Annotated in this window: 8 protein-coding genes; 3 read left to right on the forward strand and 5 right to left on the reverse strand. The window is 65.3% G+C overall.

The genetic code is table 11. The annotated features are described in order from the left end of the window. From ACPYOG_RS16425 to ACPYOG_RS16440, 4 genes are all read right to left on the reverse strand, one after another. Positions 1-1193: glycoside hydrolase family 3 protein (locus ACPYOG_RS16425; RefSeq protein ID WP_481295240.1), on the reverse strand; the 1193-nt coding region annotated here is incomplete at its 3' end. Positions 1194-1232: 39 nt separating this feature from the next. Then, positions 1233-2459: a family 1 glycosylhydrolase gene (locus ACPYOG_RS16430; RefSeq protein WP_481295247.1), complete on the reverse strand. Its 1227-nt coding sequence runs from the start codon at positions 2457-2459 to the stop codon at positions 1233-1235. Positions 2460-2501: 42 nt separating this feature from the next. Further along, positions 2502-3914, reverse strand: a complete 1413-nt coding sequence (locus tag ACPYOG_RS16435) for an MFS transporter (RefSeq protein WP_481295241.1) — start codon at positions 3912-3914, stop codon at positions 2502-2504. A gap of 119 nt (positions 3915-4033) precedes the next feature. After that, positions 4034-4654: a TetR/AcrR family transcriptional regulator gene (locus ACPYOG_RS16440; protein WP_481295242.1), complete on the reverse strand. Its 621-nt coding sequence runs from the start codon at positions 4652-4654 to the stop codon at positions 4034-4036. Between the two features lie 99 nt (positions 4655-4753). Here ACPYOG_RS16440 and ACPYOG_RS16445 point away from each other — a divergent pair, with 99 nt between their 5' ends. The 3 genes from ACPYOG_RS16445 to ACPYOG_RS16455 all read left to right on the forward strand — a co-directional run bounded on the left by ACPYOG_RS16445 (position 4754) and on the right by ACPYOG_RS16455 (position 11843). Next, positions 4754-7180 (forward strand): beta-glucosidase family protein, encoded by a 2427-nt coding sequence (locus tag ACPYOG_RS16445; RefSeq protein WP_481295243.1) that lies wholly within the window; start codon positions 4754-4756, stop codon positions 7178-7180. After that, positions 7177-9549 carry a family 78 glycoside hydrolase catalytic domain gene (locus ACPYOG_RS16450; RefSeq protein WP_481295244.1) on the forward strand — a complete coding sequence of 791 codons (2373 nt, stop codon included), beginning with the start codon at positions 7177-7179 and terminating at the stop codon, positions 9547-9549. The genes ACPYOG_RS16445 and ACPYOG_RS16450 overlap by 4 nt, the downstream gene beginning before the upstream one ends. 86 nt (positions 9550-9635) lie before the next feature. Further along, positions 9636-11843, forward strand: coding sequence for an MMPL family transporter (locus tag ACPYOG_RS16455; protein WP_481295245.1), 2208 nt, complete (start codon positions 9636-9638; stop codon positions 11841-11843). Positions 11844-11900: 57 nt separating this feature from the next. On the opposite strand, the gene ACPYOG_RS16460 is transcribed toward ACPYOG_RS16455, so the two are convergent. Next, positions 11901-12398, reverse strand: a 498-nt coding sequence (locus ACPYOG_RS16460; protein WP_481295246.1) for a MarR family winged helix-turn-helix transcriptional regulator, incomplete at its 5' end; no start/stop codon positions are given.

The raw sequence follows: 12398 nt of genomic DNA on the forward strand, positions 1-12398 counted from the left end.
ACGATGGACTGCTCTGCCACAGTTTGCGCGAGGTCACGGCTTGCAGAAGCGGTCAAGATGCCGGACACTGCCTCCTCATCGACGTACGGCTGCTCGAACAGGCCGAGGCGGAACTTCGCAGTAAGGACCCGACGAACCGCCAGATCAATCGCGCCCTCGGATACAAGGCCGTCGGCAACTGCCTGCGGGAGTCGGCCGAAGGAGGGATCAAACATCGCCATCTCAACATCGAGCCCCGCGTTAACAGCGCGTGCTCCCGCATCCGCGAGGTCTTGCGCAAAGTGCTGCGTCTCCATCGAGCGCACTGCGTTGGCGTCAGACACCACGAAGCCGTCGAACCCGAGCTCATTGCGGAGCACGTCAGTCAGGAGCCACCGATTACCGGAGGCGGGGACACCGTTGAGATCCATATAGGCGCTCATGACGTTCGCAGCGCCCGCTTCGATTGCGGCGCGGAACGGAGGGACATAGACGTTCCACAACTCGGAATCGGAGATCTCCGCGTCATCGTAGTCACGACCGCCGCGCGAAGCGCCGTAGCCGAGGAAGTGCTTCGGTCCGGCCAGCACGTTGTCGTCGCCGAGGTCGCCCTGGAAGCCGCGCACCTGAGCCGCCGCGATCGCGGCCCCGAGCACCGGGTCCTCCCCTGAACCTTCGACGATTCGGCCCCAGCGCGGGTCTCGGGCGATGTCGATCATCGGTGCGAATGTCCAGTGGATGCCGAGCGCACGCGCCTCCCGGGCCGCGACCGCCTGAACCGCCTCCGCGGCTTCCGGCGACCAGGTGGCGGCCAGGGCGATCGGCACCGGAAAGACCGTGCGCATCCCGTGGATGACGTCGTAACCGAGCAGCAAGGGGATTCCGTGCGGGCTTTCTTCGACCGCGATCCGCTGGAGGGAGTTGCTGACCTGCGCGTCCTTCACGAACAGCACCGCGCCCGACCGGCCGCTACGGATGGATTCCTGCACCATCAACGGTTGCCGCACGAACGCCTGCTGCTCGGGGGGAAGCGAGGCAAGGTCGAGATCTGCCGGCATGTTCATGGCGACACCGAGGTAGAAGTACTGGGTCAACTGGCCCGCCTTCTCCTCAAGCGTGAGCCTAGCGAGGAGGTCGCTCATCCTCTCCTCGATCGGGAGCGCGGTGTCCCGGAACGGGAACTCCGTCGTGGTGTCGGTCGTCAGGTCGGTCATCCGGAGAATCCTTTTTGTCGGTACGGGAAGTGGGTGGCGTCACGCCGTGCGGCGAAAGTTGCCGCCGCGAGCAACCTCACCGAGCCAGGCGAGACTGGGCTTGGGGCTCCGGACGAAGGTCTCGCGGTCGACGGCGACTAGTCCGAAAGTCGGCTCCCAATGGCCCCACTCGAAGTTGTCGAGCAGGCTCCAGTGCAGATACCCGCGCACGTCGATCCCATCCGCCACAGCCGCCTCGAGCGCTTCAAGAGCGCCGCGGGTGTATTCGATCCGGCGGTCGTCGTCGGCCGTCGCGATGCCGTTCTCCGTCGCGACGAGCGGGATCCCGCCCGCCACGTCCCACGCGTGCCGCAGAGCGATCCCGAGCGCGTCCGGACGATAGGCAGCTCCGGTCAGCGTGTTGTCGAGGTGCGGCGGGTGCGGCACGGGGCCTTTATCGTCGACGGGTTGCGATGAGTAGGACTGCACCCCGATGAAGTCGTCTCCGCGTGAGCCGTGAAGGTAGAGGTCCTCCCACTCGTAAGTCACCTCGGCAAACCTTGCCTCGTTGCCAACGGTGGGAGTGAACGCCTGATTTGCGATCGTCCATCCGATTTTCGCGGACGTCCGCGACCGCAGAATATCGACAGCCTGCCGGTGCAAGACTACGAGTGCGTGGCCAACCTCCGAGTCCGGCGTGGGCAGCGACGTGACCAGGCCCTTCTGCGCTGGGGCCTCGCCTTCGACCGTGGGGCTCTGCCACTCCTCCATCTGGCCCGCCGCCGCCCGCTTGGCAAACGCGGTCATGAGCGACAGCATGTTCGGCTCATTGAACGTCACGATCCACTCCACGCCGTCCAGGATCTCCGTCACCCGCTCGACATACGACCCCCATCGCTCGGCGGCGGTCGGACCGGTGAAACCGCCCTCATCGGCGAACCATGAGGGCGACGTGAAGTGATGGAGCGTCACCACGGGGGTCAGGCCGAGTTCGAGGGCTGTGTCGATCATGCGGCGGTAGTGTGCGAGTTCGGCTCCAGAGAATAGGTCGGGGCGGGGTTGGATACGCGCCCATTCGACGCCGAACCGGTAGGCGTTCAGGCCGGCATCAGTGAGGAGCCGCATGTCCTCGCGGTAGCGGTGGTAGCTGTCGCACGCATCTCCGCTGTAGGCGGAGCCGGGCATGCGGCCTTCGTTCCGCCAAAAGTCGGAATTAACGTTGTTGCCCTCGACCTGGTGCGGCGCCGTGGCGGCACCCCAGAGGAAGCCGGTCGGGATGCTAGGCATGGATGTCCTTCTGTGTTTCGTGGTCGAGAACAAGTGTTCGCGTCAGCGGGTGCCGCGCACCTTCCATGTCACAAGCACGCCGCCGATGAGAGTGAAGGCCGCGGCGATGAGGAAAAGCAGCCCGTAGTTCTTCTCGGCGCCGCTCACTCCGATGAGCAGCAGCGGGGCAGCGATAACTGGAGCAACAGCCTGCGCGATCGCCGTCGAGTAGTTGTTGATGCCGACGAACCGGCCAGCCTCGGTATCCGACGCGGGGAGCACGTCCAGCACGATGGCCTGGTCGACCGCAGAGAAGACGCCCAACCCGAGGCTCGTGAGCACCGATCCAGCAATGAGGATTGCGGCATTCCCGCCACCGAACGCCATGACGATCGCGCCGGCGGTGAAGGTGATCCCGGAGAGCAGGACGAACAGCCGACGCCGGTGGAGCTTATCCGACAGCATCCCACCCAGCAGCGCGCCGCCCGCGGTGGCGACCACGCCGATCAGGGACAGGATCGCAATCAGTCCGCCGACATCGGAGACCTTCCCCCCACCCAGACGGGACGCGAAGAACAGCGTCGTGAAGGTGGTGGCGAATGTCACACCGAAGTTGAAGGAAAGCCGGGCCAGCCAGTTCCAGGCGAAGTCTTTGTGCTCTGAAGGCTTGAACACCATGGAGCTGAGAGCCCGGCCGATCGTGAGCTTCTGAGAGGTTGCCAGGCGACGGCTGTCCTGCTCCTTGACGAGAGTGACCCAGAGCACGACGAAGATCAGGCCGACGAAACCGGGGACGAGGAACACGAGGAAGTTGCTGCCGATGAAGGCGCTGGCGATGCCGACGCCGATGACGGAGCCGATCATCTGTGTGAAGCCCGTCAGACCTGCCACCTTGCCGCGCTGCTCTTCGGGAAGCCGATCCGCCTGGGAGAGCAGGATCGATCCGTTCGCGCTCCCCCAGCCGACCTGGGTGACCAACCATCCGAGTGCCAGGATCCAAATATTCGGTGCGGCCGCCATGATCGCCAGGCCAATGATGCCGACGAGGGCGCCTCCGAGCGAAAACGGGCGACGGCGGCCGAATCGCGTGCGTGTCCGGTCGCTCCACATGCCGACGAGCGGGTTCGCGATCGCCGATACCGCTGTTCCGATGCCGACGACGTAACCCAGGACCTCCACGTTCTGGGGAGCCAGCTCCTGAACGCGTAGCGCCAGCGAAAGGCCGAGTGGCGCGATCAGAGCAATCGTTCCGCCGAGGTAGGCGAGGACGACGAACCAGATGTACCGGGCGCTTACGCGCGGACGGTTACCGGGTCCCGAAGTCTCAGACCGGTCCTCGAACTCGGAACCGATGGCGGCCGACGCTCCGATCTCGGCGAAGGGTGAGACGGGTGCTTGCCCCAATTCCGCCGCAATGGCGGCTGCCTCGGGCTCCGGCTGTGACGCCCCGCCGGCGGGCTTGGTCGACTCTGACATCAGCGATCCTCCTCGATCACGGTCCCGTTCGAATCTCGAACCCAAAACCTAATTTCGAGGACAGTAGCACGAAATTCGAATCTCAGCACTACTTCCGCTGGCAAAAGGGCGAGGCCCCGTCAGTTTTCGCGGATGATGGCGTCCAAAAAAGCGCTGAAATCGCGCTGCATATCGACCGCTTCAGGGTTGTACAGCCACTGCACCTGCAGACCATCCAGAGTTGCGACGTAGAGATCCGCGAGGATGCTGGGCGCGGTTTGCACCCGCAGCCGCCCGGCCTCCTGCAGCTCGGCGAACTCCGCCGTCAGCTTGTGCCGGAGGTCGTCGTAGCGCGTTCGGTAGATGTCGTGGGCAGGGTGATCGTCCGCGGTCGCCTCGCTCGAGATGATGGTGTGGAGCTGGATGATTCCAGGGCGACGACTGTTGTCTGCAATCACTTTTGTCTGGGCCGCGATCAGCTGAACGCGACCGGACTCGACGAGCATCTGCGCCTCCTGGTGCGCGCGCTCCTGGAGGACCCCGACGAGCAGGTCTGCCTTCGTCGGGAAATGGTGCATCAGACCGGTCTGGCTGATTCCAGCCCGCTGCGCAATGTCCTTCATGGTGGCGCCGTGGAAGCCCGAACTGCCGAACGCTTCGATGCAGACCTCGAGAATGTTTTGCCGGACCTCGGCCGTCTTGGCATAGGGGCCTCGGACTTTGCCCGTCTCCGCGGTCCGGGAATCCACGCGCATGCTCATGTAACGAGTCTATGGCGCGAATTACGAAATGCGTTACTATTTTCAAACGCGAGTGTCGGACGGCACATCGACGTGTCAAGCGCAAAGGAGCCGAACAGCATGCGAGACCTCTCTCCCCACCCCGCAACCCCGACAGAACGGGCCAACGACCTGCTGTCTCGGATGACGCTCCCGGAGAAGGCGGCGCAGGTGTCGGCGGTGATGCCCCACACCATGCTGGGAGCCGCCGGGCTCGATCCGGACGCCATGCGCCGGATCATGGGCGACGGCGTCGGACACATTTCGAACCTCGGATTCATCGCGCCCGGCCCGGTTCAGGCGGCCGGCCTCACCAACGCCATCCAGCGTTTCCTCGTCGAAGAGACCCGCCTTGGCATCCCCGCGATGGTGCACGCCGAAGCTTTGAACGGTCTCGTCATCCCCGGCTTTACCTCGTTCCCGACCCCGATCGGTCTTGCGGCCACCTGGGATCCTGACGCCGTACAGGCCATGGCCGACGTCATCCGGCGACAGATGACGTCGGTGGGCATTCGGCACGCGCTTGCTCCGGTGCTCGATGTCGCACGGGATGCCCGGTGGGGCCGCGTGCATGAGACGTATGGCGAGGACGTCTACCTCGTCAGCGCGATGGCAGTGGCATTCGTAAGTGGCCTGCAGGGGGAAGACCTGACGGACGGCGTCATCGCGACCGGCAAGCACTTCCTCGGCTACTCCCTTACCGAGGCCGGACAGAACATGGCCGCCTCGCACCTCGGGACGCGAGAGCTCTACGACGTGTACGCGACGCCGTTCGAGGCCGCAATCCGGTTGGCGGGCATGCGCAGCGTGATGAACTCCTACTCGGCAGTCGACGGGGTGCCGGTCGCCGCTAACAGGGCACTCCTCACCGACCTGCTCCGCGGGCGAATGGGCTTCGAGGGCACCGTCGTTGCCGACTACGACGCCATCCAACACCTCCACACCCGGCAGCAAGTCGCCGACTCATCCGCCGAGGCCGGGCTGCTCGCCCTGACCGCCGGACTCGACATCGAGCTGCCTGCAGTATCTGCATACGGCGAGAACCTCGCTCAGGCCGTGACCGAGGGGCGCCTCGAGGAGAACGTCCTGGACGACGCCGTGCGCCGGGCCCTCGTCGACAAGATCCTGGTCGGCCTCCTTGACGACCCTTATGTGGCGATGGACCCCGAGTCGATCACTCTGCTTGCAGGCGACGGGGCAGACCTGTCGGAACGCCTCGCCGCCGAATCGGTGACCCTGCTAAAGAACGACGGCATCCTGCCACTGCAACGCGGGCGCACGATCGCCGCTGTCGGGCCGAATGCCGAACTGGCCATCGTGAATTTCGCGGCCTACAGTGCACCGGCGCAGGTCGACATGATGAGGGGGCTGGCGACCGGCGAGTCCCGTATGGCGGGAGTGGACAGCCTGATGGAGGCGTCGCCCGAGGAGCTCGCTTACCGACAGGAACGCATGGCGGGTATGAGCGGTGAACGCACAGCGCGCGATGACTACGGTGCGCTCGGCCTCGCCGACGCGATCCGTGCCGTCGATCCGACAGCGGCTGTCTCCTCCGTCGAGGGCGTCAGCATCTACCCCGGCGGACCCCGCGACATCGACGCCGCCGTACGTGCCGCCGCGCAGGCCGACGTGGCGATCCTCGCGGTCGGAGGCCGAGCCGGCTGGTTTGGAACGAAGATCACCGAGGGTGAGGGAACTGACGCCGCACGCATCGAGCTCAGCGCCGACCAGATCGACCTCATCCGCGCGATCGCCGCGACAGAGACACCGTTGGTGGGGGTGGTGTTCCAGGGCCGTCCCCACGCCATCGCCGAGGTCGACGACCTCTTCAACGCGGTGCTCGTGGCCTACTACGGAGGGCCGTACGGGGCGAAGGCGATCGCCGACATCGTGTTCGGGCAGCAGGAGCCGACCGGACGCCTCCCGCACAGCATGCCTAGAGCCACAGGCCAGGTTCCCCTGTACTACTCGCAACACCGAGGAAGCGGGTACCGTCGCACTGCCGCGGACGGATTCCAGGGCTACATCGACCTCAACGACGTGACGCCGCTCTATCCGTTCGGGCACGGCCTGGGCTACACCACCTTCGAGCTGGGAGAGCTCCGACTCGACCGGACGAACGCGCCGGCGGACGGCGGAACGGTCGCACTGAGCATCGACGTCGTGAACACCGGCGAGCACGAGGGCACGGCGGTGGTGCAGTTCTACGCCAGCGACACTGCTGTAGGTATCACCCGGCCGGGTCTGCAACTGGTGGGCTTTGCGCGCCAGGTACTCGCACCCGGGGCAACGGGGACGGTGCGCTGCGAGCTGAAACTGAGCCAGCTGGGGTACAGCGGAATCGATGGGCGGTTCGTTCTGGAGGCAGGACCGATCGAGTTCAGCGCGGGATTCAGTTCCAGCGACCTGCGCTCTCAGGCCGTACTCGAGGTCACCGGACCTACCGCCGACCTGGAAGGCCGCCGGTCGTTCCTCAGCCGCTCCACCGCCACCCCGTCCGCATCATGACCGCCCTGAGTAACGGCGCGACCCCTGATCGAAATCAGGCAGCAGAGGAGCTGGCCGGCGCGATCTGGATTGCCCCACCCGGACCCGTTCCCGCGCCGGGTGAGCGCCCGGGATATGTATTCCGGCGGACGTTCGAGGTCACCGCGCTCCCCCCTCGCGCGGCACTCACCGCGACGGCCCACGGGATCTATGAGGCCTTCATCAACGGGAAGCGGGTGGGCGACATCGAGCTCGCACCGGGCGCAACGAGCTACCGCAAGACGCTCCAGGTGCAGCAATACGACATCACCGGACTGCTCCGCGAGGGAACCAACGAGCTCCGCATCGTCGTGACCGACGGATGGTTCCGAGGCAAATGCGGGCCCAACCATATCCCGGACAACTTCGGTGACCAGATCGCGCTCATTGCCTCCCTAACTCTCGACGGACAGGCAGGGCCGGAACGAGTGGACTCGGACCTTGATTGGGAGGTCGCATCCGGCAGCATCGTCACCGCGGACCTGATGGACGGGCAGCACACCGACCTGCGTCGGATCGGACAGGAGCAGTGGGCACCGGTGGTCGCCTCGACCGACCCGCTGACCGCCGACCGCGGGCGCCTGAGCTGGTCCCCTGCCCCACCGGTCCGAGCCAAAGAGGAATACGAACCCGTATCAGTGCGCCGACTGGGCTCGGGCAGGCAGATAGTGGACTTCGGGCAGAACCTGAACGGTCGCGTCCGACTGCAGCGACTCGGTCCCGACAGCACGCGCATCGAGCTGACGCACGGTGAGGCCCTCGACGCGGACGGGGATCTCACCCTCGACAACCTCGCCTACTACCCCGGCCCCGGCAAGGCGATGGTCGGTGTCGGCCAGCGGGATGTGGTCATCTCCCGCGGCATCTCCACCGACGTGTTTGAACCGCGGCACACAACGCACGGCTTCCGCTACGTCGCAGTCGATGGCCTCGACGAAGACCTCACAGCCGATGACATCACGGCGGTGCAATTGCGCAGTGACCTCGTGCCCATCGGCACGTTCGTGTCGAGCGACGAGTCCCTTAACGCTTTGCACCGGATCGCCGTCTCGTCCTGGCACGCCAACACGTGCGACCTTCCCACCGACTGCCCGCAACGGGAGCGATGGGGTTACACCGGCGACATCCAGATCTTCGCCCGCAGCGCCGCGTTCCTCGACGACGTCGAACCGTTTCTGGACAAGTGGCTCCACTCGCTCGCCGACGACCAGGCCGAGTCCGGCCTCATCCCGAACGTCGCACCGCTGTGCGGGGTGGTAGTCGACCCCGCGATGCCGATCTCGTTCGACGGCGCGGCCGGCTGGGGCGACGCAGCGACCGTCGTGCCCTGGGAACTGTACCGGCAATACGGGAACAAGGTTCTACTGGAGCGCTTCTATCCGATGATGTCCCGATGGGTCGACTACGCGGCAGGCCTCGCCGCCTCTGGACGCCACCCCAGCCGCAACGAAGCGCGCCCTGAACCGGCTGCCCACGAGGCGTACCTCTGGGACAGCGGATGGCAGTGGGGCGAGTGGATGGAGCCTGGCGTAGAGTTCGACTACTTCTCGGACAAGGCCATTATCGCCACCGCGTATCTGGCTCTCTCTGCTCGCATCGTCGCCGACACCGCCGAGCTGCTCGGCCACACCGCCGAAAGCGAGCGATATCGCGCGATTGAAGCTGGCGCGACTCACGCTTGGTGCACCGAGTTCATCAACGCCGACGGCACGCTCACCGACCCCAGCCAGGCAAACTACACCCGGGGACTCGCATTCGGGCTTGTTCCCGACGAGCTGCAAGAGGCAGCCGCCGCCCACCTCGTAACACTCATCACAGCGAACGACAACAGGCTCTCGACCGGATTCCTCTCCACCGGACTGCTGTTGCCCACGCTGGCCGACAACGGTTACTCCGATCTCGCGTACGCACTTCTGTTCCAGCACGAGGAACCAAGCTGGATGACGATGCTGGACCGCGGGGCCACCACGGTGTGGGAGTCCTGGAACGGAATCGACGCCGACGGCGTCGCACACGAGTCCCTCAATCACTACTCCAAGGGTGCCGTCATCACGTTCCTGCACGAGTACATCGCCGGGATCCGCCCGGCTTCACCGGGCTACGCCGACGTCGACATCGCCCCAATGCCGGGAGGCGCACTCACCAGCGCGGCCGCCACTCTCACGACGAGACACGGGACGGTGAGCTCCGCGTGGCGGGTAGAGAAAGGTCGGTTCCTCCTAGAAGTGACCACACCTCCCGGCGTGCGGACCACTGTCACGCTCCCCGACGGGAGGGGCGACGTCACGACCGGCGGCAGCCATGCGTATTCGATCCCCTGGCCGCTCGCGGCTGTACTTCGATCGCGGTAGGGGAGTCGGTCCATCCAGACGATTTGGCTGACGCCCTAAGTACGGACCATCGAGTAACGAAGGTTTTTCCTACTCGAGGAGTTCATATGTCCACTTTCCTTACTCACGTCGGGCGGTTCAGCGCGCGACACCGGCTGCTGGTGATCGGGATCTGGCTACTGCTGTTCATCGGCGCGATCGGCACCCTGGTCGTTGGCAGCAACACGGCCAACCCGGCCGCCGCATCCAACGCGATCCCCGATTCGCCAGCGTCGCAAGCGCTCGACCGAATGAACAAAGAGTTCCCGTCGGTGGGCGCGAGCACCGGCACCGCCCTCCAGTTGGTGTTCCATCCGAAGGCTGGAGACGTCACCGGGCCGGCAACCGCCACCCAAATCTCCCAGGTGCTCGCCGACGCCGAGGATCTGCCTGGTGTAAAGACCGTCAGTGACCCGTTCGACGCCACACGGCCATACATCTCGGGCGACAAGTCCGTCGCGGTCTCGACGCTCTCGTATGGCGACCTCACCAAAGACGCCGAAAAGGCCGACTATGACGCCGCCCTTAAATTCCAGCAGCACGCCCCCACGCGCCTTGGCCTCGAGCTCGGCGGAAACCTCGTCCCTCTCGGCGCACCGGCGCCTGGACCCGGAGAAGGCGTCGGTGTCATCATCGCCTTCCTCGTGCTCATCCTCACGTTCGGCTCGCTGCTCGCGGCCGGCGTCAACCTCCTGATCGCCGCTTTCGGTGTCGGCATCAGCACCGTCGGCGTCCTCGCCTACGGGGCATTCTTCCCGCTCGGCGACAACGCGATTATCCTCTCGTCGATGCTCGGCTTGGCAGTTGGCATCGATTACACCCTGTTCATCCTCTCCCGCTTCCGCAACGAACTCCGCGGCGGAAGGAGTGTGGTGGATGCCGTCGCCCGCGCAACCGGCACCGCCGGCACGGCCGTGGTGTTCGCAGGGCTCACCGTGATCGTCGCCCTCGTCGCCCTCGTGGTGGCGAACATCAGCTTCATCACCGAGATGGGAATCGTCGCAGCGGTCGCCGTCCTGGTCGCCGTACTCCTTGCCCTGACCTTGCTGCCGGCGCTTATGCAAACCCTCGGCACCCGCGCTCTCTCCACGAAGCAACGGCGCGAACTCGCCGCCGGCCACATCTGGACGGAGGGCGACACGAAGAAGCGCGGTCTCATGCGCGCCTGGGGAAGCTTCGTCGTGAAGAGGCCCGTCATATCCGCTCTCGGCGGCATCCTCATCCTCGTCGTTGTAGCACTCCCCCTATTCAGTATGAAGACGGCGTTCAACATCCCGGGCGGGTCCGACCCTAAATCTACCGAACGCGCCGCCTACAACCTGATCGTCGACAAGTTCGGCGGCGTGCAGAGCCCTCTCATCGTGCTAGCCGAAGGTAATGGCATCGGGGGGAAGACAACGACCATTCAGAGCGAGCTGGGAGGCCTGGAAGGCGTCGAGCAGGTCATCCCGGCCCAGATCTCTCAAGACGGGGCCATGGCACGGATCACCCTCATCCCCGGGGCCGGCCCGATCGATCAGCAGACGAAGGACCTTGTTCACCAGATACGCGATGACGCGAACAGCATCCCGGGTGTGAAGCTCGAGGTCACCGGCGAGACCGCGATCGGAATCGATCAGGACGCGGCGCTCATGTCTGCGCTGATCAAGTACATCTTTGTGATCGTCGCAATCTCCGTGGTACTGCTGGTCGTGATGTTCCGGTCGCTACTGATCCCCCTGATCGCGACCCTCGGATACCTGTTGTCGGTCGGCGCCTCGTTCGGAGCCAGCACAGCGGTGTTTCAGTGGGGATGGCTCGACGGCGTGATCGCTGCACCACAGGGTGATCCCATGCTCAGCCTTCTGCCGCTCCTACTGGTCGGCGTGCTATTCGGTCTGGCCATGGACTACCAGGTCTTCCTGGTGTCGCGGATCAAGGAGATGCATGACAAGGGGATGGTCCCGAAGCAGGCGATCCGGGAGGGCTTCGCTCGTTCCGGCCCCGTGCTCGTCGCGGCGGCGACCATCATGACCGTCGTCTTCGCCGGATTCGCCACCGGAACCTTCGCCATCGCGGCTTCCATCGCATTCGGCCTGATGATCGGGGTGATGGCGGACGCGTTCATCGTCCGCCTAGTCCTCATGCCCGCCGCGCTGAGCCTGCTCGGCAAATCCGCGTGGTGGTTGCCGGGCTGGTTGGATAAGGTCCTCCCCCGCCTCGACACAGAGGGGCACGCGTTGGACGCTCCCAAGGATCGCGCGCCGACGGACGGGCCGGTCACCGTCGGTGCCTGAGAGGGCGAGGGGCCGGCGGCGGAAGCCGTCGGCCCCTAGACCTGGAGTTGATCGCCGCTAGGCGCGACTGGAGTGGATCAGCTCGCGCCGTATCGCGCTCAGGCCCTTGTCCAGCGCTCGAAGCTCCTCATCGGTCAGGCCGTCCAAGACCTCGGTGCCGAGTTCTGGTCGCGCACCGATCAATTGGCGCACGGCCGCCCGGCCTAGTGCGGTCGATGTCACCCGCCGCACACGCTGGTCCGCAACATCGGTCGAGCGCTCCACGAGACCATGCTGCACCAGGCGATCGATCAGTTTCGAGATCGATGCCATCGACACCCCGAACATCGCGGCCAGGTCCCCCGGCGTGAGACCCTGCTCGCTGGTCAGTACCGCTGTTAGGGCTTTCAGCTGGTGAAGCGTCAAGTCGGTTTCCAGCAGCGGTTGAAGCATTCGCGGGATGGAACGCACCGTGATGGCGAGGGTGACGGATTCAATGCTCGCCAGCAGCGCTGCTCTCTCGTCGTCGGCCACAAAGATCACGCTATCGGCCCCAGGCGACGCACGGTCATGTAA

The sequence above is a fragment of the Leifsonia sp. HAY1-4F genome, from assembly GCF_056755275.1.

Coding starts and splice junctions, on each gene's coding strand:
- ACPYOG_RS16435 (WP_481295241.1), bottom strand. CDS start 3,914: ATGTCAGAGTCGACCAAGCCCGCCGGCGGGGCGTCACAGCCGGAGCCC.
- ACPYOG_RS16455 (WP_481295245.1), top strand. CDS start 9,636: ATGTCCACTTTCCTTACTCACGTCGGGCGGTTCAGCGCGCGACACCGG.
- ACPYOG_RS16450 (WP_481295244.1), top strand. CDS start 7,177: ATGACCGCCCTGAGTAACGGCGCGACCCCTGATCGAAATCAGGCAGCA.
- ACPYOG_RS16440 (WP_481295242.1), bottom strand. CDS start 4,654: ATGAGCATGCGCGTGGATTCCCGGACCGCGGAGACGGGCAAAGTCCGA.
- ACPYOG_RS16445 (WP_481295243.1), top strand. CDS start 4,754: ATGCGAGACCTCTCTCCCCACCCCGCAACCCCGACAGAACGGGCCAAC.
- ACPYOG_RS16430 (WP_481295247.1), bottom strand. CDS start 2,459: ATGCCTAGCATCCCGACCGGCTTCCTCTGGGGTGCCGCCACGGCGCCG.